The sequence below is a fragment of the Sphingomonas montana genome, assembly GCF_001956315.1.
Classification (GTDB): domain Bacteria; phylum Pseudomonadota; class Alphaproteobacteria; order Sphingomonadales; family Sphingomonadaceae; genus Sphingomonas_R; species Sphingomonas_R montana.
Genome location: NZ_MOLY01000045.1, coordinates 27,101 through 49,583, shown reverse-complemented (window position 1 = coordinate 49,583; position 22,483 = coordinate 27,101). Strand labels below are relative to the sequence as shown.

Annotated in this window: 19 protein-coding genes; 17 read left to right on the top strand and 2 right to left on the bottom strand. The window is 68.8% G+C overall.

Annotation, left to right across the window (positions count from 1 at the left end):
- Positions 1-43: 43 nt before the first annotated feature.
- The 16 genes from BKY59_RS13705 to BKY59_RS17805 all read left to right on the top strand — a co-directional run bounded on the left by BKY59_RS13705 (position 44) and on the right by BKY59_RS17805 (position 20,163).
- On the top strand, positions 44-1,417 hold the full coding sequence (locus tag BKY59_RS13705; RefSeq protein ID WP_076072586.1) for a UDP-N-acetylmuramoyl-tripeptide--D-alanyl-D-alanine ligase: 1,374 nt from the start codon (positions 44-46) through the stop codon (positions 1,415-1,417).
- Entirely contained in the window at positions 1,417-2,487 is a 1,071-nt protein-coding gene (gene mraY, locus BKY59_RS13700; protein WP_076072584.1) for a phospho-N-acetylmuramoyl-pentapeptide-transferase, read from the top strand. Before BKY59_RS13705 ends, mraY begins: the two co-directional genes overlap by 1 nt.
- A complete protein-coding gene (gene murD, locus BKY59_RS13695) occupies positions 2,484-3,899 on the top strand; it encodes a UDP-N-acetylmuramoyl-L-alanine--D-glutamate ligase (protein ID WP_076072581.1) in 1,416 nt (471 codons plus the stop codon). The genes mraY and murD overlap by 4 nt, the downstream gene beginning before the upstream one ends.
- Positions 3,896-5,107: a peptidoglycan glycosyltransferase FtsW gene (locus BKY59_RS13690; protein ID WP_076072578.1), complete on the top strand. Its 1,212-nt coding sequence runs from the start codon at positions 3,896-3,898 to the stop codon at positions 5,105-5,107. The genes murD and BKY59_RS13690 overlap by 4 nt, the downstream gene beginning before the upstream one ends.
- A 10-nt stretch (positions 5,108-5,117) precedes the next feature.
- On the top strand, positions 5,118-6,275 hold the full coding sequence (gene murG / locus BKY59_RS13685; RefSeq protein WP_076072574.1) for an undecaprenyldiphospho-muramoylpentapeptide beta-N-acetylglucosaminyltransferase: 1,158 nt from the start codon (positions 5,118-5,120) through the stop codon (positions 6,273-6,275).
- The gene (murC, locus tag BKY59_RS13680) at positions 6,272-7,696 is read left to right on the top strand and encodes a UDP-N-acetylmuramate--L-alanine ligase (protein WP_076072571.1); all 1,425 of its coding nucleotides are present in this window, start codon (positions 6,272-6,274) and stop codon (positions 7,694-7,696) included. The genes murG and murC overlap by 4 nt, the downstream gene beginning before the upstream one ends.
- A gap of 14 nt (positions 7,697-7,710) precedes the next feature.
- Entirely contained in the window at positions 7,711-7,893 is a 183-nt protein-coding gene (locus BKY59_RS13675) for a hypothetical protein (RefSeq protein WP_129586403.1), read from the top strand.
- The gene (gene murB, locus BKY59_RS13670; protein ID WP_420822099.1) at positions 7,875-8,843 is read left to right on the top strand and encodes a UDP-N-acetylmuramate dehydrogenase; all 969 of its coding nucleotides are present in this window, start codon (positions 7,875-7,877) and stop codon (positions 8,841-8,843) included. Before BKY59_RS13675 ends, murB begins: the two co-directional genes overlap by 19 nt.
- A 91-nt stretch (positions 8,844-8,934) precedes the next feature.
- Positions 8,935-9,918, top strand: coding sequence for a D-alanine--D-alanine ligase (locus BKY59_RS13665; protein ID WP_420822098.1), 984 nt, complete (start codon positions 8,935-8,937; stop codon positions 9,916-9,918).
- A complete protein-coding gene (locus BKY59_RS13660) occupies positions 9,915-10,841 on the top strand; it encodes a cell division protein FtsQ/DivIB (RefSeq protein ID WP_076072564.1) in 927 nt (308 codons plus the stop codon). Before BKY59_RS13665 ends, BKY59_RS13660 begins: the two co-directional genes overlap by 4 nt.
- A 113-nt stretch (positions 10,842-10,954) precedes the next feature.
- Positions 10,955-12,217: a cell division protein FtsA gene (ftsA, locus tag BKY59_RS13655; protein ID WP_076072562.1), complete on the top strand. Its 1,263-nt coding sequence runs from the start codon at positions 10,955-10,957 to the stop codon at positions 12,215-12,217.
- Positions 12,218-12,316: 99 nt separating this feature from the next.
- A complete protein-coding gene (gene ftsZ, locus BKY59_RS13650) occupies positions 12,317-13,816 on the top strand; it encodes a cell division protein FtsZ (protein WP_076072559.1) in 1,500 nt (499 codons plus the stop codon).
- Between the two features lie 698 nt (positions 13,817-14,514).
- A complete protein-coding gene (locus BKY59_RS13645; protein ID WP_129586402.1) occupies positions 14,515-17,523 on the top strand; it encodes a tetratricopeptide repeat protein in 3,009 nt (1,002 codons plus the stop codon).
- Positions 17,524-17,589: 66 nt separating this feature from the next.
- Entirely contained in the window at positions 17,590-18,753 is a 1,164-nt protein-coding gene (locus tag BKY59_RS13640) for a deoxyguanosinetriphosphate triphosphohydrolase (RefSeq protein WP_076072554.1), read from the top strand.
- A 373-nt stretch (positions 18,754-19,126) separates the two neighbouring features.
- The gene (aqpZ, locus tag BKY59_RS13635) at positions 19,127-19,993 is read left to right on the top strand and encodes an aquaporin Z (RefSeq protein ID WP_420822097.1); all 867 of its coding nucleotides are present in this window, start codon (positions 19,127-19,129) and stop codon (positions 19,991-19,993) included.
- Positions 19,990-20,163 (top strand): hypothetical protein, encoded by a 174-nt coding sequence (locus tag BKY59_RS17805; RefSeq protein ID WP_165374861.1) that lies wholly within the window; start codon positions 19,990-19,992, stop codon positions 20,161-20,163. Before aqpZ ends, BKY59_RS17805 begins: the two co-directional genes overlap by 4 nt.
- Before the next feature lie 24 nt (positions 20,164-20,187).
- Here BKY59_RS17805 and BKY59_RS13630 read toward each other — a convergent pair whose 3' ends face one another.
- Together BKY59_RS13630 and BKY59_RS13625 are read right to left on the bottom strand one after the other, a co-directional pair.
- Positions 20,188-20,784, bottom strand: a complete 597-nt coding sequence (locus BKY59_RS13630; RefSeq protein ID WP_076072551.1) for a peptidylprolyl isomerase — start codon at positions 20,782-20,784, stop codon at positions 20,188-20,190.
- Positions 20,781-21,200, bottom strand: coding sequence for a reverse transcriptase-like protein (locus BKY59_RS13625; protein WP_076072548.1), 420 nt, complete (start codon positions 21,198-21,200; stop codon positions 20,781-20,783). Before BKY59_RS13625 ends, BKY59_RS13630 begins: the two co-directional genes overlap by 4 nt.
- Before the next feature lie 137 nt (positions 21,201-21,337).
- Between BKY59_RS13625 and BKY59_RS13620 the strand changes: the two genes are divergently transcribed.
- A complete protein-coding gene (locus BKY59_RS13620; protein ID WP_240500111.1) occupies positions 21,338-22,483 on the top strand; it encodes a spore photoproduct lyase family protein in 1,146 nt (381 codons plus the stop codon).

Genomic DNA, 22,483 nt, shown 5'->3' with positions numbered 1-22,483 from the left:
TTCCTTCCAAAATCCCTCTTCTGAAGAAGAGGGGGCTCTGGTCGTGAATCCGCTCTGGACGTCCGATGAGATTGCCGCCGCGACCGGCGGCGTTGCGTCCGGCTCGTTCGACGTTTCGGGTGTGGCGTTCGATTCACGCGAGGTCGGGCCGGGGGACCTGTTCCTGGCGCTGAAGGGCGGGCAGGCGGACGGGCATCGGTTCGTGGCCCAGGCGTTCGCGCAGGGTGCCGCGGGGGCGGTGGTTTCCGAGTCGGTCGACGGGCCGCATGTGCTGGTGGCGGACACGACCGCGGCGCTGGATGCGCTGGGCGTGGCGGCGCGCGCGCGGACGGCGGCGCGGATCATCGGGGTGACCGGGTCCGCCGGCAAGACGGGGACGAAGGAAGCGCTGGCCGCGGCGCTGGAGCGCGCGGCCCCGGGGCGGGTCCACCGGTCGGTCAAATCGTACAATAATCACACCGGGGTCCCGCTGAGCCTGGCGCGGATGCCGGCCGACGCGCTGTACGGCGTATTCGAAATGGGGATGTCCGCGCCGGGCGAGCTGGACGTGCTGACCCGGATGGTGCGGCCGCACGTCGCGCTGGTGACGACGATCGCGCCGGCGCATGCCGAGTTTTTCCCTGACGAGGCGGCGATTGCCGACGCGAAGGGCGAGGTGTTCCGCGGGCTGGAGCCGGGTGGGGTGGGGATCGTGCCGCACGACAGTCCGCACCGCGAGCGGCTGTATGCGGCGTCGGCGGCGCATGCCGCGCGGACGGTGACGTTCGGGTTGGGCGCGGGCGCCGACGTGCGGGCGCGCGAGGCGATGGCCGGGCCGAAGGGGACGTTGCTGACCGTGACGTTGCCCGACGCGGAACTGACCTGCACGCTGGCCCCGCCGGGTGCGCACTGGGTGTCAAACGCGCTCGCGGTGCTGGCGGCCGTCCATGCAGTGGGCGGGGATCTTGCCGCGGCGGGGCTGGCGCTGGCGGAACTGGAAGGGTTGAAGGGACGCGGCGCGCGGACGCGGGCGGCGTGGGCCGGCGGCGACGTGCTGCTGATCGACGAAAGCTACAATGCGAACCCGGCATCGATGGCCGCGACGATCGCCCAGCTGGGCGAGGAAGCGGCGACGCGGCGGATCGTGGTGCTGGGCGCGATGCGCGAGCTGGGCGACGGATCGGACGACTATCATGCCGCGCTGGCCGCGCCGTTGATCGCAGCCGACGTGAAATTCGCGCTGTTGGTCGGTCCGGAAATGGCGAGCCTTGCGCGCGCGCTTGAGGGGCGGATCGATTTCGCGCATGTGGCCGATGCCGCGGCGGCGCGGGATGGCTTGCGCGACCGGATGGTCGCCGGCGATGCGGTGCTCGTCAAGGGATCCAACGCCATCGGGCTCGGGCGCATCGTCGATGCCGTCGCGAGCGGGAATCTGTAATGCTGTATCTGATCGCCGAGCATCTGGGGTTTCCCGGCATCCTTAACCTCATCCGCTATACCACGGTGCGGTCGGGCGGGGCGCTGGCGACCGCGTTGTTCATCGGGTTGCTGATCGGGCCGCGGTTCATCGGCTGGCTGCGCGTGCGGCAGGGCAAGGGCCAGCCGATCCGCGCGGACGGACCGCAGACGCATCTGGCAAAGGTGGGCACGCCGACGATGGGCGGGCTGATGATCCTGACCGCGGTCACGATCACGATGCTGCTGTGGATGGACCTGTCCAACCGTTATGTCTGGGCGTGCCTGATGGTGACGATCGGATTCGGGACGATCGGGTTCCTCGATGATTTCGACAAGGTGCGGAAGCGGAGCCATGCCGGCATTTCCGGGCGGACGCGGTTGCTGTTCGAATTCCTGATCGCAGGCCTTGCGGCGTATATCATCAACGATGGCAACGGGACGCTGCTGTACGTGCCGTTTTATAACGGCGCGGTGCTGGACCTCGGCTGGTTCTACATCGCGTTCGCGGCGTTCGTGATGGTGGCGTTCGGCAATGCTGTGAACCTGACCGACGGGCTGGACGGGCTGGCGACGATGCCGGTGGTGATCGCGTGCCTGGCGTTCTTCGCCATAAGCTATGTCGTCGGCAATGCGGTGTTTGCGGGGTATCTGGGCATCCCGCATGTGCTGGGGGCGGGGGACCTGACCATCCTGTGCGCGGCGATCATCGGCGGGGGGCTGGCGTTCCTGTGGTTCAATGCCCCGCCCGCCGCGGTGTTCATGGGCGACACCGGCAGTCTGGCGCTGGGCGGCGCGCTGGGTGCGATCGCCGTGTCGACGCATCACGAGATCGTGCTGGCGATCGTCGGCGGGTTGTTCGTGCTGGAGGCCGTATCGGTGGTGGTGCAGGTCTTCTTCTACAAGCGGACCGGGCGGCGGGTGTTCCGCATGGCGCCGATCCATCATCATTTCGAACAGCTCGGCTGGAGCGAGCCGACGGTGGTGATCCGGTTCTGGATCATCTCCTTCGTGCTGGCCCTGGCGGGTCTTGCGACGTTGAAGCTGCGGTGATCGTTTCGGACGTTTTTGCCGGCAGGCGGTATGCCGTGCTGGGGCTGGCGCGGTCGGGGATGGCGACTGTGGCGGCGCTGGTGGCAAGCGGCGCGGAAGTCGTGGCCTGGGATAGCGATCCTGAGCGGCGCGATGCGGTTCTCTTGCTCCCTCCCCCCACCGGGGGGAGGGCTGGAGAGGGGGGCTTGGCTGGGGGTGACGGTTTCACCAAGCCGCAGCCCCTCTCCCCAGCCCTCTCCCCGGTGAAGGGAGGGAGTTCGGTTTCGCTGGGGGATCCGTTAGTTGTCGACCTTGATGGGTTCGATGCGGTCGTCGTGTCGCCGGGGGTGCCGCTGAACCGTCATCCGATTGCTGGGCGGGCGGCGGCGGCAGGCGTGCCGGTGATCGGCGATATCGAGCTGTTCGCGCAGGCGCGGGCTTCTCTGCCGGCGCACCGGGTGGTGGGGATTACCGGGACCAACGGGAAATCGACTACGACCGCTTTGGTATTTCACCTGCTGGAGACGGCGGGGGTGCCGGCGTTGATGGGCGGGAATATCGGGTTGCCGATCCTCGGGCGCGATCCGTTGCCGGCGGGCGGGGTGTATGTGCTGGAACTGTCGAGTTACCAGATCGACCTTACGCGGACGCTGGATTGCGACGTTGCGGTGTTGCTGAACATCACGCCGGATCACCTCGACCGCTATGACGACTTCGCGGCCTATGCAGCGTCGAAGGCGCGGTTGTTCGCGATGTCGTCGGGCGTGGCGGTGATCGCGGTGGAGGATGACGAGACGCGCGCGGTTGCTGCCGCTCTGGCTCGGGGTGACGGTCATGCGAATGACGGTTCGGGTTTGATCGAGGTGCGCTCCTCCGACGTCGGGGACCAGTCGGCGTGGCCGGCGTTGCAGGGGCCGCATAACGCGCAGAATGTCGCGGTGGCGATCGCTGTCGCGCGCGCGTTGGGGGGCGGCGAGGATGCGATCGCGGAGGGGCTGACGAACTATCCCGGTCTGCCGCACCGGATGGAGCGCGTCGCGACCGTGGGCGGCGTGCTGTATGTGAACGACAGCAAGGCGACCAACCCGACATCGACCGCGCCGGCGCTGGCGGCCTATCCCAAGGTCCACTGGATCCTGGGCGGGCTGGCCAAGACGCGCGACCTGGATGCGGTGGCGGATCAACTGGGCCATGTCGTGGCGGGCTATGCGATAGGTGACAGTGCGGACCTGTATGCGCGGTTGCTGACCGAGCGCGGCATTCCGGTGGTGAATGCCGGCACGCTGGCGCACGCGGTGGGTGCTGCGCGCGAGGCGGCGCGGGCGGGCGAGGTCGTGCTGTTGTCGCCGGCCTGCGCGTCGTTCGACCAGTACAGGGATTATGAGGCGCGGGGCGACGCGTTCCGCGACCTGGTGGGGGCGATGCAGCCATGAACGTGTTCGCGGCAGAAGCGCAGAAGCGCAAGCGCATAACCAAGGTGCAGCGGTTCGGGCGCGGCGACCGCAGTCCGCTGGGCACCTGGTTCTGGGAGATCGACCGCGTCCTGCTGCTGCTGGTCGCGGTGCTGGTCGGCGTCGGGATCGTGGCGGTCGCGGCGGCGTCGCCCGCGGCGGCGGTACGCTATTCCGGCGGCACGACGACGTTTCCGCCGCTCTACTATCTCTATCGGCAGCTCGTCTGGCTGGCGCTGGGGCTGCCGGTGATGCTGATGGTGTCGATGCTGCCCAAGGAGGTCGCGCGGCGGCTGGCGATCGGCGGGGCGGCGTTCTTCTCGCTCCTGCTGGCGGCGGTGCCGCTGATCGGGATGGAGGTGAACGGCGCGTCGCGCTGGATCGGCGTCGGGTTCATGCAGTTCCAGCCGTCCGAATTCCTGAAGCCCCTCTATGTCGTGGCGCTGGCGTGGCTGTTGTCGTTGAAGGCGCAGGACCGGACGTTGCCGGTCGTGCCGCTGTCCGGGCTGCTGACCGGGGGGATCGCGCTGCTGCTGATGAAGCAGCCCGATTTCGGGCAGACGGTGATCTTCCTGTCGATCTGGGTCGCGTTGCTGATGCTGAGCGGGATCGCGATGCGGTATCTGTATGCGCTCGGTGCGCTGGGGCTGGGCGGGGTCGTGTCGGCGTATCTGTTCTATTCGGTGGCGCATGACCGCATCAACAAGTTCATCACCGGCGACGGCGACAATTACCAGACGGTCAGCGCGCACAACACGCTGGTGAACGGCGGGCTGATCGGCACCGGGCCGGGCGGCGGCACGATGAAGTTCCGGCTGCCCGAGCCGCATACCGACTATATCTTCTCCGTCATCGGCGAGGAATTCGGGCTGATCGCGTGTCTCGCGATCGCACTGGTGTATCTGACGATCGTGGTGCGGGTGTTCGTGAAGCTGCTGGACGAGGAGGACGAGTTCCTGCTGCTAGCGTCGGCGGGGCTGGCGGTGCAGTTCGGGATGCAGGCGCTGATCAACATGGCGGTCAACGTGCAGATCGTGCCGTCCAAGGGCATGACGCTGCCGTTCATCAGCTATGGCGGGTCGTCCATGGTGGCACTGTCGATCGGGTTCGGGCTGCTGCTGGCGTTCACCCGGCGGAACCCGTATCTGCACCGTTCGCCCTATGTGGTGAAATGGAGCGGCGGGCGATGAGGGACAGAGCGTGAGCATGAAACGGCATTATGTCTTGGCGGCGGGCGGGACCGGCGGCCACATGGTGCCGGCGCATGCGCTGGCGGCCGAACTGATCGCGCGCGGGCACAGCGTGGCACTGGTCACCGACGCGCGCGGCGCGCGGATACCAGGGCTGTTCCAGGGCGTGGAGACGCATCTGTTGCCTGCAGGGCGGCTGAGCGGCGGGCCAATCGGCTGGTTGAAGGCGTGGCGCGACATTCGCGCGGGCCGCGCGATGGCGCAGGCGATCTATGCCAAGGCGCGGCCGGACGCGGTGGTGGGGTTCGGCGGCTATCCCGCGCTCCCGGCTGTGCTGGCGGCGTTCAAGGCGCGCATTCCGGCGGCGGTGCATGAACAGAATGCCGTGCTGGGGCGCGTCAATCGGTTGCTGGCGCGCAAGGTAACGGCGATCGCGACAAGCTATCCCGATGTGCAGCGGTTGCAACCACGCTATGCCGACAAGGTGACGCTGGTCGGCAATCCGGTGCGGGCGGAGGTCGCGGCGTTGCGGCACGAACCGTTCCCGGTGCTGGATACGGACGGCGTGTTCCGCGTGCTGGTGACCGGCGGCAGCCAGGGTGCGAGCATCCTGAGCGAAGTGGTGCCGGACGGGCTGGGCCTGTTGCCGGTGGCGCTCCGGCGGCGGTTGCAGGTGACGCAGCAATGCCGACCCGAGGATATCGACGCGGTGCGCGCGAAATATGCCGAGCTTGGGATCCCCGCGGATCTGGCGACGTACCTGCCCGACCTGCCCGAGCGGCTGGCATGGTCGCATCTGGTGATCGCGCGGGCGGGCGCATCGACGATCGCGGAACTGACCGAGGCGGGGCGGCCGGCGATCCTGGTGCCGTTGCCGGGGGCGACCGACGACCATCAGAGCGTGAACGTCGGCGAGATGGTGGCGGCGGGTGCGGCGCGATCGATCCGCCAGACGCAGTTCACGCCGGTGGAGCTGGCCAAGCAGATGCAGAAGCTGGCGCTGGAACCCGGTGCGCTGGAGAATGCGGCCAAGCGGGCAAGGGGATGCGGGCGGCCCGATGCGGTCCGCGACCTGGCCGACCTGGTCGAACGACTGGGCGGCCGGGCGGCGACGCACCCGGGAAAAAACGAGACGACCATGACACAGACCGACGGAGCCTATGCATGAAGGGTGTCGCCACCGACATCGGCACGATCCATTTCATCGGGATCGGCGGAATCGGCATGTCCGGCATTGCCGAGGTGATGCACAATCTGGGGTACAAGGTGCAGGGGTCCGACGTGGCCGAAGGCTATGTCATCCAGGGGCTGCGTGATCGCGGCATCGTCGTGCATATCGGGCATCGTGCCGAAAATCTGGGCGACGCGGCGGTGGTGGTGACGTCGACCGCGATCAAGCGCGGGAATCCGGAGGTCGAGCTGGCCTATGAAACGCGCGTGCCGGTGGTGCGGCGCGCCGAGATGCTGGCGGAACTGATGCGGCTGAAGTCGACGGTCGCGGTGGCGGGTACGCACGGCAAGACCACGACGACGTCGATGGTGGCGGCGTTGCTGGATGCCGGCGGGGTGGACCCGACCGTCATCAATGGCGGGATCATCAACAGCTACGGTTCCAATGCCCGGCTGGGGGCGAGCGACTGGATGGTGGTGGAGGCCGACGAGAGCGACGGCAGCTTCCTGCGGCTCGACGGGACGATCGCGGTCGTGACCAACATCGATCCCGAACATCTGGACCATTATGGCGATTTCGATGCGGTGAAGCGCGCGTTCGTCGATTTCGTCGAGAATGTGCCGTTCTATGGCGCAGCGCTGATGTGCCTGGATCATCCGGAGGTGCAGGCGATCCTGCCGCGGATCCGCGACCGGCGGGTGGTGACCTATGGGTTCTCCGCTCAATCGGACGTGCGCGGCGTGAACGTGACGCCGATCCCCGGTGGCAACCGGTTCGAAGTGATCGTGCGGCATCGCGACGGTTCGAGCCGGTCGATCGAGGGGATCGAGCTGCCGATGCCGGGGCGGCACAATGTGCAGAACGCGCTGGCCGCGGTCGGTGTCGCGCTGGAACTGGGCGTGCCGGACGACGTGATCCAGACGGGCTTCTCGAAGTTCGGTGGCGTGAAGCGGCGTTTCACCAAGGTCGGCGAGGTGCCGGTCGAGGGCGGCAGCGTGACGATCATCGACGATTACGGGCATCACCCGGTCGAGATCCGCGCGGTGCTGGCCGCCGCGCGCGAGGGTGTGGAGGGGCGCGTGATCGCGGTGGTGCAGCCGCATCGTTATTCGCGGCTGGGCAATCTGATGGAGGATTTCCAGTCGGCATTCAACGATGCCGACATCGTCTATGCGACGCCGGTCTATGCCGCGGGCGAGGCGCCGGTCGAGGGTGTGGACAGTGCTGCGCTGGTCGCGGGGCTGAAGCTGCGCGGGCACCGGTCGGCGCAGGTCGTCGAGGATGCCGACGCGCTGGCGCGGGTGTTGGCCGAGACGGTGCAGGCGGGCGATATGGTCGTCTGCCTGGGTGCGGGCGACATCACGAAGTGGGCGGCCGGGCTGGCGGACGGCATCGTCGCCGCGCGCGTGCCGGCATGAGCCAGGACCCGTTCATGGCGTTCGTCGCGTTCCAGCAGGAGGTGCTGAGTTTCCAGCGCCGCAACCTGGACGTGGTCGCGCGGGCACTGGCGGCGGGGGAGGACATGGTCGCGTTCCAGGCGAAGGCGCACGAGGCCGGGATGGCGGGCGCGAAGGCGTGGACCGCGTGGATAGAAGCGTGGACGCCGAAGACGTGACGAGCGCGGCGGAGCGTGCGAACCCGATCGGGTTGCGCGGGCGGGCGGAAGCAGGCGCTTCGCTGGCGGATTTCATCTGGTTTCGGACCGGTGGGCCGGCGGAGCTGCTGGTGCGGCCGGCAGATGTCGGTGATCTGGCCGACTATCTGAAGGCGCTCGACCCGGCGGTTCCGGTGATGCCGATCGGGGTGGGATCGAACCTGATCGTGCGCGACGGCGGTGTGGCGGGCGTGGTGGTACGGTTGCCGAAGAGTTTCGGGAAGGTCGCGGTCGAGGACGGTCGGGTGCGCGCGGGCGGGGCGGCGATGGGGATCACCGTCGCGAGTGCCGCGCGCGATGCGGGCGTTGCGGGGCTGGAGTTCCTGCGCGGGATTCCCGGCACGGTGGGCGGGGCGGTGCGGATGAATGCGGGCGCTTATGGGCGCGATGCGAGCGATATTCTGGTGTCGGTGACGGTCGTGCTGCGCGACGGGCGCATCGAGACATGGGATGCGGCGCGGCTGGGCTATCGCTATCGCCATTCCGAACTGCCGGCCGGCGCGATCGTGGTGGAAGCGGTATTCGCGGGCACGCCGGGCGACCCGGCGGTGATCGGCGCGGAAATGGACCGGATCGCGGCGGAGCGCGAAGCGTCGCAGCCGCTGCGGTCGCGGACCGGTGGATCGACGTTCAAGAACCCGGAGGGGCACAAGGCCTGGGCTCTGGTCGATGCGGCGGGATGCCGGGGGCTTCGGCGTGGGGATGCGCAGGTTTCGGAGAAGCATTGTAATTTCCTGCTGAACCTTGGCGCGGCGTCTTCGGCGGATATCGAGGCGCTGGGCGAGGATGTTCGGGTACGGGTGCTGGCGCATTCGGGGGTGATGCTGGAGTGGGAGATCCAGCGGGTCGGGGTTGCTCTTGGTTCGCAGGGTGATCCGGACGTGGGTGATGGTCCGGCGGGTTCTTTATGATCGCGGTTTGCCCCAGCCGCTCCCCCTCTCCCAGCCCTCTCCCCGTTGGGGAGAGGGCTAAGACTTCTCGAAATATTGCTGGGGGTTTGTCGTGATCGAAGTTGCTGCCAGCCCTATTCCGCGCACGCTGCATGTCGCCGTGCTGATGGGTGGATGGTCTTCGGAGCGCGCGGTTTCGCTGAAGTCGGGAAACGGGGTCGCCGATGCGCTGGAGTCGCTGGGGCACCGCGTGACGCGGGTCGACATGACGGTGGAGCGGCGGACGGCGCTGGCGGCGGATCTGGCAGCGGCGGCACCGGATGTGGTGTTCAACGCGTTGCACGGCGTACCGGGCGAGGACGGGACGGTGCAGGGGATGCTCGACCTGATGGGGCTGCGCTATACGCATAGCGGGCTTGCCGCATCGGTGATCGCGATCGACAAGCAGCTGACCAAGAATGCGCTGGTGCCGCACGGCATCCGCATGCCGGGCGGCATGATGGTGGGGTCGGAGAGCCTGTATGCCGCCGACCCGATGCCACGGCCCTATGTCCTGAAGCCGGTGAACGAAGGGTCGTCGGTGGGCGTCGCGATCGTGACAGCGGAGGGCAATTACGGATCGCCGATCGGGCGCGACGTGGCGGGCCCCTGGCAGGAGTTCGCGACGCTGCTGGCCGAACCGTTCATCCGCGGGCGCGAGCTGACCGTGGCGGTGCTGGGTGACCGGGCGCTGGCGGTGACGGAACTGGTGCCGGCGTCCGGCTTCTACGATTACGACAGCAAATATACCGACGGGCTGACCGTTCATATCTGCCCTGCGCAGATCCCGGCGGAGATCGCCGAGAGTGCTATGGCGATGGCGCTGAAGGCGCATCACGTGCTGGGTTGCCGCGGCACGTCGCGGTCCGATTTCCGGTGGGACGACGAACAGGGCGAGGCGGGGCTGTTCCTGCTGGAGGTGAATACCCAGCCGGGCATGACGGCGCTGAGCCTGGTGCCGGAACAGGCGCGCCACATCGGGCTGAGCTATGCCCAACTGGTGCAGCGGATCGTGGACGAAGCGTATCCGGAAGCCAGTCCGGGCTTGGGCGGGTGACCGGCCCGGCCAAGATCAGGCGCGGCACATCGACCCAGCGCAAGCGGCCGACAGTGACGCGGTCGACCGGCCGGCGGGCGGTGGCCAAGCGCCCGTCGACCATCGCGCAGGCGATCGCGACGATTCCGCTGCCGGCGGCGCTGATCAAGCGGATCGGCAACTGGCTGATCGCGATCGTGCTGGCGGTGGGCGTGATCGCGGGCGTGCTGGCGATGCGGGTGCCGCAGATGGTGGGGATGCAGATCGGCGAGGCGGTGGGGGTCGCCGGGTTCCGGGTGCGCAACATCGAAATCGTCGGCATCGACCAGGCGGACCGGGCGGCGGTGTATGACGTGGCCGTCGATCAGACGTCGCGTGCAATGCCGCTGGTCGACCTGGAGGCGATCCGCGCGCGATTGATGCGGTTTGGATGGATCGCGGATGCGCGGGTTTCGCGCCGGCTGCCTGATACGCTGGTCATCGATATCGTGGAGCGGCGGGCGGCGGCGATCTGGCAGCATAAGCAGAAACTGGCGCTGATCGACCGGGCGGGCGTGGTGATCGCGCCGGTGGACCTGTCCGCGATGCCGGAAAACCTGCCGATCGTGATCGGGCCGGGGGCGAACCGCCAGGCGGCGAACCTGAACGTGCTGATGGAGACGGCGCCCGCGCTGAAGCCGATGCTGGCCGGCGCAAGCTGGATCGGCGACCGGCGCTGGGACCTGCGATTCCAGTCGGGCGAGACGCTGGCGTTGCCGGAAGGGCAGGCGGCATCCATGGCGGCGTTGCGCAAGTTCACGGCGATGGACGGGCGGGCGCGACTGCTGGGCCAGGGGTTCGTGCGGTTCGACATGCGGATGCCGGATCGGTTCGTGGTGCGCGTGAGCCGCGAACCCGGCCACAAGGTGACCGAGACGGCGCTGGTGGCCGACAAGAACATATGACCCGCATGCGCGACCCGGCTTTCGGAACCGCCGGACCGCGCGGAAACGGGCTGTTGCGCCGAGTCGGGGTTCGGGCGCATGATGCGTGGTCGGACGGGGGGCGGGGGTAGGCCATGGCACAATATCGCGGGGATCAATTGATCACGGCGCTGGATATCGGATCGTCGAAGGTCTGCGCGCTGATCGCGCAGGTGCGCGAGGATGGCGAGGTGCAGGTGCTGGGCACCGGACAGCGCGAAAGCCGCGGAGTCCGACGCGGGTATATCGCCGATGCGGAGCGGACCGAGGCGGCGATCCGCGAGGCGGTGGAGCAAGCCGAGCGGATCGCGGGGACCAACATCGACACGGTGTGGGTGAGTTTTTCGGCCGGTGGGCTGGTGAGCGATATCGCATCGGTCGAGGTGGACCTCGGCGGGCAGCGGATCGAGCAGAGCGACATCGACGACCTGCTGGCGGCGGGGCGCGGATCGATCGACCCGGACGGGCGCATGGTGCTGCATGCGCAGCCGACGCTTTATACGCTGGACGGGTTGCAGGGGGTGAAGACGCCGCTGGGGCTGCATGCCGACCGGCTGGGCGTCGACATCCATGTAGTGGCGGCGGAACCGTCGCCGGTGCGGAACCTGGACCTGTGCGTACGGTCGGCGCATCTGGCGGTGAAGTCGATCGTGGCGGCGCCGATCGCGACGGGCATGGCGTGCCTGTCGGAGGAGGAGCGCGAGCTGGGTGTGGCGCTGGTCGAGATGGGGGCGGGGGTGACCAACGTGTCGCTGTTCGCCGGCGGGCTGCTCGTCGGGCTGTCGTCGATCCCGATCGGGGCGGCGGATATCACCGACGATATCGCCAGCGCATTCGGCACGCGCCGGACGCAGGCGGAGCGGATGAAATGCTTCCACGGGTCGGCCACCACCAGCCCGCGCGACAATCACGAGATGATCGACGTCGCGCCGATGTCGGAGGAGGAGGGCGCGGGCGACGTGCAGCGGATCACGCGGGCGCAGCTCATCACCGTCATTCGCCAGCGGATGGAACATTGGATGGGCGCGATTGCCGGCGCGTTGAAGGAACTGGGTTTCCACGGACCGGTTGGACGTCAGGTGGTGCTGACCGGTGGGGGTGCGGAACTGAAGGGCATTGCCGACTATGCGCAGGGCGTGCTCGGCCGATCGGTGCGCGTGGGACGGCCGCGCGGTTTGGCGGGCTTGCCGGACGCGCATTCCGGGCCGGCGTTTGCCACGCTGGCCGGGCTGATCCAGTTCGCCGCGTCCGACCCGATCGACCTGCGGCAGGTAACCGGGGCGCACCAGATGGTCCACCGGACATCGCCCAACAACATGGTCCAACGGCTGATCGCGGCATTCCGTTCGGGTTACTGAAAATAGCTGTCGTTAATTTTGCGTGCTGCCCCTGAAATCGGTTAGGGCTCATGTCAGGTCAGGTACCCGCTGCGCGCGCGGGCAAAGGAGTCGAAGCGGATGACGATCGAATTCATGCGGCCCGAGGTCGACGAACTGAAGCCGCGGATCAGCGTGATCGGCGTGGGCGGGGCGGGCGGCAACGCGATCGCCAACATGATCCGTTCGGACGTGCAGGGCGTGGACTTCATCGTCGCCAACACCGACGCGCAGGCGCTGAACCATTCGACCGCGGAACGCCGCATCCAGCTGGGCCTGAAGATCACGCAGGGCCTGGGTGCCGGGTCGCGGCCGGAGATCGGCCGCGCGGCGGCCGAGGAAACGATCGAGCAGCTCGAGAAGAGCCTCGAGGGTGCGCACATGTGCTTCATCGCGGCTGGCATGGGCGGCGGTACGGGTACGGGTGCGGCACCGGTGATTGCCAAGGCGGCGCGCGACCGTGGCATCCTGACCGTCGGTGTCGTCACCAAGCCGTTCAGCTTCGAGGGCAATCGCCGGATGAAGGCGGCGGATGCCGGCATCGAGGAGCTGCAGAAGCATGTCGATACGCTGATCGTCATCCCGAACCAGAACCTGTTCCTGATCGCCAACCCGAACACGACGTTCAAGGAAGCGTTCCAGATGGCGGACGAGGTCCTCCAGCAGGGCGTGCGCGGCATCACCGACCTGATGGTGATGCCGGGCCTCATCAACCTCGATTTCGCCGACGTCCGCTCCGTCATGTCCGAAATGGGCAAGGCGATGATGGGCACCGGCGAGGCGAGCGGCGACAATCGCGCGATCGAAGCGGCGGAGAAGGCGATCGCCAACCCGCTGCTCGACGGGGTGAGCATGAAGGGCGCCAAGGGCGTCATCGTGTCGATCACCGGCGGCGAGGACATGCGCCTGATGGAGGTCGACGAGGCCGCGAACCATATCCGCGAGCTGGTCGACCCGGACGCGAACATCATCTGGGGGTCCGCGTTCAATAACGACCTGGAAGGCAAGATCCGCGTTTCGGTGGTGGCGACGGGCATCGAGGCGGAGCCGGCGACGATGGCGGAGCCGGCCAAGGCATTCTCGTTCAACACCGCGCGTGGCGCACCGGCGCGGAGCGAAGGCCAGACCCCCGCAGCGATGCCGGCCGCGACCCCTGCACCTGTCGTGTCGCAGGATGCAGCGACGGCGCAGTCCGATGGCGCCGCTGCGGGGCAGGGTGCGACGCCGCCGGTCGTATCCGGCGACACCGCCGCACAGGGCGCACCGAGCGACGAGGAACTGCTGCTGGGTAGCGAGACGATCCTGACGCCGCCGGTGTCGGGCAACCCCCTGCCGCCGGTGTCGGGCGAGCCGACCGATGCCGACATCGCCGCGAGCCGGCGCTGGTTGAACGAAGCCGGTCAGACCGCGCCGTCCACCCCCGCGCCGCGTGCCGGCCGCGACGGCGGGACGTTGTTCGAACGGATGTCCAACATCGCGCGCGGTGCCGCCAAGGCACCGGGCGATGACGAGCCCGATCCGGCCCGCGGGCGTGATCCACTCGATATTCCGCGGTTCCTGAACCGGCAGAACAACCAGTAACGGGAGAATCGGGATTCAGTCGCTTCGAGCGGCGGGTATTTCAGGTGCGACTGGATCCTGGGGCCACACTTGCCTGGTACGGTCTGGCTCGAACTTATCGCGAAACGCGAAAGTTGCTGGACAGGCGTGGACCGGGCAGGCGCAAGGTGGACCTGCTCAAGCGCTGCCGTAAATATGCGGGTGCATTTTGCACGGTCCGCCCTTTCCGAGCGCAGTCGGGGGGACCGTTTAGCGTAGCCGGAGCGTCTTCAACTCGCGGCTACGCTCGGCGACCCAGCATCGATTACGGTGCAGCCATAGCCGGTTCTGAGCGCCTGCGTGCAGGTTAAGGACAGATCTGAGAACCGTACTTCCGCTCGAGCCGGAGGCGTGCGCTCACAAATTGACTGTGATCGGGTCGGGGTAGGCAGCCGGGCGATTATTCGGCTTCGATCCACAATCGGGATGGCGATGGCGGTGCAAGGAGCGACCGTCATGCGCGCGGCAAGGATCGTCGCATTCCGCGCCATCGACAAGTGTCTCGCAGCGGTCGGTAGGTGGAACGCCGGCGGGACGACTGGCGGTGCAGCCAGGACCATGCCGATACCAGCATCGAGCATCGGCAGAGTTCGTCGGTCGTCCGCAACGATTGGTCGCGGGACGTGACGTCGTATCTGTCGCATTCAGGCGAATTGCGGCATTCGGGGCATATGAAACCGATGCCGACCATGACCGCACGCCGGTTCGCTTTGTCCCTTGCCCTGCTGGCGTCGACGCCGCTGGCCGCGCCCGCCCTCGCGCAGGACGGCACGTTTCCGCCGGGGACGTTGACGTTGCAACGCGATCCGAACGATCCGTCCACGCTGCTCAACCGGTTCCTGCGCATGCTGTCGACCAACCCGCGTGATCTGGTTGCGCTGATCGGGGCGGGGCGTGCCGCGTTGGCAATGGGCGACGCCAATGCGGCGATCGGGTTCTTCGGGCGGGCGGAAGCCGTCGCGCCGGCCGATGGCCGCGTAAAGGCGGGGTTGGGCGCGGCGGCGGTGCAGCGGGAAGAACCGCGCCAGGCGCTGCAGCTGTTCGACCAGGCTTTGTCGGCGGGCGTGCCGGTGGCGGAGATTGGCGGCGACCGCGGGCTTGCCTATGATCTGCGCGGGCAGAACCGACTGGCGCAGGCGGATTACCGGGCCGCGCTTGCGGTGCGGAAGGATGACGAGATCGTTCGACGGCTGGCGCTGTCCACCGCGATCGGCGGTGACCGGGCGGGCGCGATGCGGATACTGGACCCGTTGTTGCGTCGACAGGACAAGGCCGCGTGGCGCGCGGCGACGTTCGTGCTTGCAATGACGGGCGATGCGGCGGGTGCGGTGAAACGTGCCAACCAGTTGATGATCCCGACGCAGGCCGCGGCGATGACACCGTATCTGCAAAGGCTGGGCACGCTGGACGCCGGCGAGAAGGCGGCGGCGGTCCATTTCGGCCGGTTCCCGGCCGTAAGGCGGCCGGCTGGTAGCCAGGTCGCGATGGCGACGCAGGCCGCGCGGGGCGTGGGACGAACATTGACGCCGGCCGGTCCAGCGCTGGGGCAGAGCGCGACCGTTCCGCTGGCGGCGGCAGGGAGCGGCGCGACGAGCAGCGCGTCGCTCAATCGGGCGGCCGCCGCGAATCCGCCTGTCCGCGCCGCAGTGCCGGCCGATGCGCGTAATGCGGGCATGACCCTGTCGGCAGACAGCGCGACATCGAACCGCGCGGCCATCGCCGGCGGGGTTCCGGCCACCGGGATCGCACCGGTGGGCGCGACGGGAGCCGCGCCAGAATCGAGCCCGGTCGCGCGTGATGGGACAGCAAGGCTTGCAACGATATCGAGCGGTGTCGCCCAGGTGCCCGCACCCACGGCTGCGACGCGCCCGGGCATCGACGCAACGGCAACGCCGGGCCGGATGGTCAGTGCGGCACCGGCGTCCAGCCCGGTGGCGGGCGGGGTGGTGCGTGTACAGCCAGGCGGCGCGCGGCCGACCGATCGGGTCGCGCTTGCGCCAGTGTCGGGGCAACCGGCGCCTGGCGCCACGGGTGCGGCAACGGCGGGTGGATCGCCGGCCACCGGATCGGTGACGGTGCCCGCTGTGGCCGTGTCGGCCGTGCCAGCGGGGCCGACAAGTGCCGCATCGCTGAACCGCGCCGCGGCGGCAGCGACCGTGTCGACCACGCCGATTGCTACGGCCCGTTCGACGCCGGCCGAAACGGCGGCTTCGGTTTCCAGCGGCAGCGCCGCGACCATCGCTCCGTCGGCTGCGGGGCCAGCCGTGCCAGGGGGTGCGGCAGGCGCCGCGCCGGTCGGGTCCAGCGCGGTCACTGGTCCGTTGGCAGGCGGTCCGGCACCGGCCAGCGCCGTGCCGGCAGCGACCGCGCCTGCGGCGGACGTGGTGAGAATGGCGACCGCCGTTCGTCCGGTGCAGGGCGCCCGCGTTGCGCCGGTTCCGCGCCTGGTGACGCCGGCGGTGTCACCGTCGGTTTCCGCACCGGTCTCCGGAGCATCGCCACCGAGCGGGGCGGTTCTGACGGCCGCGGAAAAGGCGACCCTGGGGATACGGACGCGGGCTAATGTCACGGTCGCCAGCCTGACGCGGGTGCAGGCGGCGAAGCTGGCGGCGGGCGGGGGCGCCCCGGTCCTGACCGCAGCGGAGAAAGCGACGCTGGGGATCCGCACCAAGGGGCCGGTTGAAGTCGCGAGCCTGACGCGGGCGCAGGCGACGAAGCTGGCGACAGCCGGGGCGGGCGTGGGCAAGGTCACGGTGCTGACGGCCGCGGAGAAGGCCAGTCTGGGTATCCGCACGAAGGGGGACGTTGCAGTCGCGAGCCTGACGCGGGCACAGAAGACAAAGCTTGCGGCGCGCCCGGACGAAGCGGATGCGCCGGTGCTGACCGCAACGGAGAAGACGACGCTGGGAATCCGGACGAAGGGTACCGTCGCGCTTTCCAGCCTGACCCGAGCGCAGCGGACCAGATTGGCGGCGGCTGCAACGGCGGCGACCGACGCCCCTGTGCTGACCGCGGCCGAGAAGACGGCATTGGGGATCCGGACCAAGGGCGACGTCACGGTGGCGAGCCTGACGCGGGCGCAGCGGGCGCGGCTTGCGACGGCGACGACAACTGCGGCCGCGTCGGACGCCGTCGTGCTGACGGCGGCGGAGAAGGCGACGCTGGGGATCCGTACGAAGGGCGACGTGGCGGTGGCCAGCCTGACGCGGGCGCAGAAGGCCAAGCTGGCGGCGCGCCCGGCCGAGACGGATGCGCCGGTGCTGACGGCGGCGGAAAAGACGACGTTGGGGATCCGGACGAAGGGCAAGGTTGCGGTGGCGACGCTGACCCGAGCGCAGAAGGCGAAGCTGGCCGCTGCCGACAAGGGCGGGAGCGGTGGCGGCGCGACGGCATCGACCAAGGCCGCCAAAGGCACGCCCGAACGCTATTGGGTGCAGGTCGCCGGCGGCGCGAACAAGGCGACGTTGCCGAAAGCGTTTGCCGGGGTGAAGGCCAAATATGGTGCGCTGATGAGCGGCCGGAGCGCCTGGACGACGCCGCTACGCGCGACGAACCGCCTGCTGGTCGGGCCGTTCGGGTCGGATGCGGAGGCGCAGGCGTTCGTGAACAAGGCCGGCGGGGCGGGGCTGAACGCCTTTACCTATACCAGCCCGGCCGGGCAGGCGGTGGAGAAGCTGCCGGCCCGCTGACCGGCGGACCGACCCGCGGCGGCTTTTGGGGTCGACGCGCGGGGGTGGAGGCGTCAAAGCCGCGCGATGCCCAACGCCCGCTACGCCGCCGACCCGCACGCCAGCCGCGGGCGTGCCCATATCGAGGCGGAGCGCGGCACGCGGGGCGAGCGCGATCCGTTCCAGCGCGACCGTGACCGGATCGTCCATTCGATCGCGTTCCGCCGGCTGCGCCACAAGACGCAGGTGTTCGTGGCACCCGACGGCGACCATTTCCGCGTCCGCCTGACGCACAGTCTGGAAGTCGCGCAGATCGGCCGGACGATCGCGCGCGTGCTGGGGCTGAACGAGGACCTGACCGAGGCGCTGTGCCTGGCGCACGACATCGGCCATCCGCCGTTCGGCCATGCCGGCGAGGATGCGTTGAAGGCCGCGACGATGGACGTCGGCGGGTTCGACCACAACGCGCATACGCTGCGCATCCTGACCGCGATCGAAAGTCCCTATCCGCGCTGGACCGGGCTGAACCTGAGCTGGGAGACGCTGGAGGGGCTGGCCAAGCATAATGGCCCGGTGCGGCACCCGACCTGGGCACTGGCTGCGGCGGATGCGGAAATGCCGCTGGATCTGACGAGTTGGCCAAGCCTGGAGGCGCAGGTGGCGGCGATCGCCGACGACATCGCCTATGACAATCATGACCTGGACGACGGGTTGCGCGCGGGGCTGATCGACCTGGACGGGCTGGTCGCGCAGCCGCTGGTCATGCCCGGCTGGGCGGCGGTGAGCGCACGGCTGGCCGACCTGCCGCCGGAGCGCCGGGTGGCCGAACTGGTGCGCGAACAGATTGGCCGGATGGTGAACGACCTGATCGGGACGAGCCGCGCGCGCATCGCGGAGGCGGACCCGCGCGATGCCGATGCGGTCCGGCAGGCAGGGCGCGCGCTGATCGGATTTTCGGACGCGATGGCGGCGGAGGAGCGCGCGTTCAAACGTTATATGTACGCCAACCTCTATCATCACCCGCACCAGCTGGCGGTGGCGGAACAGGCGCGCGCGGTGGTGGCCGGACTGGCCGCGACGTACCGCGCGGACCCGGCGCTGCTGCCCGATGGCTGGCGCGAGCGGTTGCCCGCGGAAGAACCGGACCGGGGGCGGCACGTGGCGGACTTCATTGCCGGAATGACGGACCGTTATGCCATCGCACGCTATCGCGAGGTGGTGAGGCCGGTGGAGATGCCGGACGGGTTCTGACGAGTACGGGCGGTGTTCCACCTGAATGGACGGCCCGTCGTCGACCCTTGTCCAGTCACGCGATCTGGCAGCGTGCGCACGTCACTCTCCGGTGCGCAGACTATAGTCAAGACGCGGGTACTGGGTGATTCGTACCGGTAGAGGGTGCAACGATACTAGCACCCAATAAGTCGTCGGCGAGTTCTGCCTTGGATCGTCGAGCGTTGTGAAAACCGACCGATGACCATGCGAACAGGACTGGCGTTCGACTAACGTCGATCTTCCCGTCTGCGCGTCAAAATGGTCATTCCAGGGTATCGTGTTCGGTACGGGCCCATGCATTTGGGAACCGAGCCAGCGGCGTGTCGACCTGTTGTGCCCGAGGGACCATGATATGACCGAAATTCCGTCGATGTCCGCTTCCGACCGAACCCCGGCGGGTGTGTCCCTGCCGCGGCGGCCGCGCCCGATCGCAAAGGCGCGCCGGCTGGGCGCGGAGGTGATCGGGACGTTCTGGCTGGTGCTGGGCGGGTGCGGTGCGGCGGTGCTGGCGGCCGGGGCCGATGTGCCCGGTACGATCGGGATGGCCGGCGTCGCGCTGGCGTTCGGCCTGTCGGTGTTCACCATGGCGTTCGCGGTCGGCTTCATTTCCGGCGGGCATTTCAACCCGGCGGTCACGCTGGGCCTGACGATCGCCGGGCGGTTTCCGGCGCGCGACCTGCCCGGCTATGTGCTGGCGCAACTGGTGGGCGGCATATTGGGCAGTGCGGCGCTGGCGGCGCTGGCGTCGGGGGTCGCCGGATTCGATCTGGTCGGGAGCGGCTTTGCGGCGAACGGATATGGCGCACATTCGCCGGGCGGTTACAGCGCGGCGACCGCGTTCCTGGCCGAGGCGATCCTGACCGCGGGGTTCCTGACGGTCATTCTGGGTGCCACCGACGAGCGTTCGCCGGCGGCGTTCGCGCCGTTGTCGATCGGCCTCGCGCTGACGCTGATCCATCTGATCTCAATCCCGATCGACAACACGTCGGTCAACCCGGCGCGCAGCACCGGTCCGGCGCTGTTCGTCGGCGGCTGGGCGATGTCGCAGCTCTGGCTGTTCTGGCTGGCGCCACTGAGCGGTGCCGCGGTCGCAGGACTGCTCGGTCGCTGGCTGTTCGCCCATACCGATGAGGATCAGTCGCCGGGTCCGATCACCGATACGCCGGTCGAAATGATGATGGGCGAGGATCGTGCCGCGGCCGAAGGACGCCGCGCATGACGCAGGTCGGACAGGGGCAGACGGAGGGGGATGGTTTTGGCCTCCCCCTTCTGGTCGGCGTTGCGGCCGTTGTGGTGGTTGGACTCGAATGGCTGCGTCGGTCGCGGGCGGCGCGGGTGATCGTTCCGTCGGCGGCCGATATCCATGTGCCGGTGCCGCCGATGCGGTGAGCGGTGCTGGTCGATCCGCTTCGGTCAGGGGACCCGCGTGGTGCCGGTGATGATGATCGGCGCGGTGATCATCTGGTTGCGCATGCCTTCGTAGCCGCTGAACTTCGTGGTGGGGGCGTTCAGGATGCGGCGCACGGTGGTCATGCCGGCGACGACCTGGCCGAAGGCGGCGAAGCCGAGATTCTTCCCCTTGGCATCGTAGCCGGGCATCGCGCCGACGGTGATGAAGAAGTCACCGGTAGCGGAACCGGGTTTCTCGCGCGACATCGAGATGGTGCCGGTGACATGGCGCAGGCCGGTGCGGCTGGTCGGTTCGTGCGCGATCGGTGGCAGGGTGCGGTTGGCGGCGTTGCGCGTGCCGCCCTGGATCAGCCCGCGATCCTTGCCGGCGCGGCTGGCGCGGTAGAAGGCGGTGCCGATGAAGCGTTTCTCATCGACATATTTCAGGAAATTCCCGGTTGTGATCGGCGCGTGCGCGCGGTCGAGCGCGACGATCATCGAACCGACGGTGGTGTCGATCCGCACGCGGACCTTGGCCGGACCGGGGGGTGCCTTGGCCGGGGCGAGCGTGGCACCGAGCAGTGCCGCGACCCCGCCGGCGAGCAGCGTGCGGCGGATCATCCGGTGATCTCCGCCCGGTGGGCGAGGGCCGCCTCCGCATCGAGCGCGCGTTCCAGCGCTATGCCGGCCAGGTTGCTGGTCCGGCCGGTGTGGCGGATGCGCAGGCGGGTGAAGTGCGTTTTCAGTTCGTCGAAGCGCGCGCGGTGCGCGCGCAGTTCGGGGCTGCGGCACTTGGCCTTGCCGGTCGCCTGCGTCACGACGAGCATCGAATCGCCGAGCAGGACGAGGTCGGTCGCGCCGAGCGTGCGGGCAACCTCCATCGCGTGAATGAGGGCGAGCCATTCGGCGTCGCTGTTGTCGCCATGGCCCTTGTCCAAATCGACATAGGGAACGCCGCGCGCGAACACGGCGACGGACATGCGGCCGGGGTTGGGGCGGCAGCCGCCGTCGAAGAAAAGCTTGAGCGGTTCGGGCATGGTAAGCGGGGTCCGGTGCTGCGGCGGTCTGGGCCATCGGTAGCGAGATGGGCGCAGGATTGCCATCCCGCGGCGTGGTGATCGGGCATTGGCGGCGGCGTCGTGCAGGTGACCCTGGATTCCGGATTGAGTCCGGCATGACGGAGTGGCGCGGCACCGTTGCCGATGGCGGGCGTTCAGGGGGGATGGCGACGCGGATCGAGACGGGTGAGGCGGCGGACGGGCCGGGGCGGGTATGGCGACCGAAGCGCGTGCTGATCACGCGGAGCGCGCGCGAGCATGCGCATGGCCGCGCGATCGCCGCGCGGGCGCTGGCGTTGGGATCGGTGGTGGTGGAACTGCCGGGCGACCGGCTGGCGCTGGACCTGCCCGACGATCCGCGCCGTGCCTATGCGACGGCCAAGGCAACGCTGGCGGTGGTCGTAGCGCCGCCGTCCAAGCGCAAGTTGCAGCCCATCGCGCCCAGTGCGGACTGGCGCGTCGACCTGGCGGAGGGATGCCCGGCGCATTGCGGATATTGTTATCTGGCGGGATCGCTGAAGGGGCCACCGATCGTGCGCGCCTATGCCAATCTGGACGAGATCATGGGCGGGCTGCCCGACTATCTGGGGCGGGGGCAGGTGACGTCGCGGTCGGTGCGGCGGATGGACGAGGGGACGACGTTCGAGGCGTCCTGCTACACCGATCCGCTGGGGATCGAGCCGGCGACGGGATCGCTGTCCGCGCTCGTCTCGGCATTCGGCGCGTGGGAGGCGGACGCGCAGCTGCGGTTCACGACCAAATATGACGACGTCGGGCCGTTGCTGGATCTGGACCATCGCGGGCGGACGCGGATGCGGGCCTCGGTCAACCCGACGGGCTATGCGCGGTTCGAGGGCGGGACGAGCCCGGTCGCGGCGCGGTTGGTGGCGCTGCGGCGGATGGCGGAGGCGGGGTACAAGATCGGCCTGACGATCGCGCCGATCATCGCGGCGGACGGGTGGGAGCGGGCGTACGGACAGCTGATCGCGGACGTGGCCGATGCGCTGGCGGGTCTGCCGGGGGCGGATCTGACGGTCGAGTTGATCACGCACCGCTATACGCCAGGGTCGAAGGCGGTGTTGGAGAGCTGGTATCCGGGATCGGCGCTGGACATGGGTGCGGCGGGGCGGACCGAGAAGCGGACGAAGTTCGGGTCGCTGAAATATGTGTACGACGCCGATGTGATGCGGGCGCTGCGCGGGTTCTTCGAGGCCGAGATCGCGCGGATGCTGCCGGATGCGCGGATATTGTACTGGACTTGA

What these genes read in the sequence shown, in the direction of transcription:
- mraY (WP_076072584.1), top strand. Translation starts at nt 1,417, where the DNA reads ATGCTGTATCTGATCGCCGAGCATCTGGGGTTTCCCGGCATCCTTAAC.
- BKY59_RS13690 (WP_076072578.1), top strand. Translation starts at nt 3,896, where the DNA reads ATGAACGTGTTCGCGGCAGAAGCGCAGAAGCGCAAGCGCATAACCAAG.
- murC (WP_076072571.1), top strand. Translation starts at nt 6,272, where the DNA reads ATGAAGGGTGTCGCCACCGACATCGGCACGATCCATTTCATCGGGATC.
- BKY59_RS13675 (WP_129586403.1), top strand. Translation starts at nt 7,711, where the DNA reads ATGGCGTTCGTCGCGTTCCAGCAGGAGGTGCTGAGTTTCCAGCGCCGC.
- ftsA (WP_076072562.1), top strand. Translation starts at nt 10,955, where the DNA reads ATGGCACAATATCGCGGGGATCAATTGATCACGGCGCTGGATATCGGA.
- ftsZ (WP_076072559.1), top strand. Translation starts at nt 12,317, where the DNA reads ATGACGATCGAATTCATGCGGCCCGAGGTCGACGAACTGAAGCCGCGG.
- BKY59_RS13645 (WP_129586402.1), top strand. Translation starts at nt 14,515, where the DNA reads ATGCCGACCATGACCGCACGCCGGTTCGCTTTGTCCCTTGCCCTGCTG.
- BKY59_RS13640 (WP_076072554.1), top strand. Translation starts at nt 17,590, where the DNA reads ATGCCCAACGCCCGCTACGCCGCCGACCCGCACGCCAGCCGCGGGCGT.
- aqpZ (WP_420822097.1), top strand. Translation starts at nt 19,127, where the DNA reads ATGACCGAAATTCCGTCGATGTCCGCTTCCGACCGAACCCCGGCGGGT.
- BKY59_RS17805 (WP_165374861.1), top strand. Translation starts at nt 19,990, where the DNA reads ATGACGCAGGTCGGACAGGGGCAGACGGAGGGGGATGGTTTTGGCCTC.
- BKY59_RS13630 (WP_076072551.1), bottom strand. Translation starts at nt 20,784, where the DNA reads ATGATCCGCCGCACGCTGCTCGCCGGCGGGGTCGCGGCACTGCTCGGT.
- BKY59_RS13625 (WP_076072548.1), bottom strand. Translation starts at nt 21,200, where the DNA reads ATGCCCGAACCGCTCAAGCTTTTCTTCGACGGCGGCTGCCGCCCCAAC.
- BKY59_RS13620 (WP_240500111.1), top strand. Translation starts at nt 21,338, where the DNA reads ATGACGGAGTGGCGCGGCACCGTTGCCGATGGCGGGCGTTCAGGGGGG.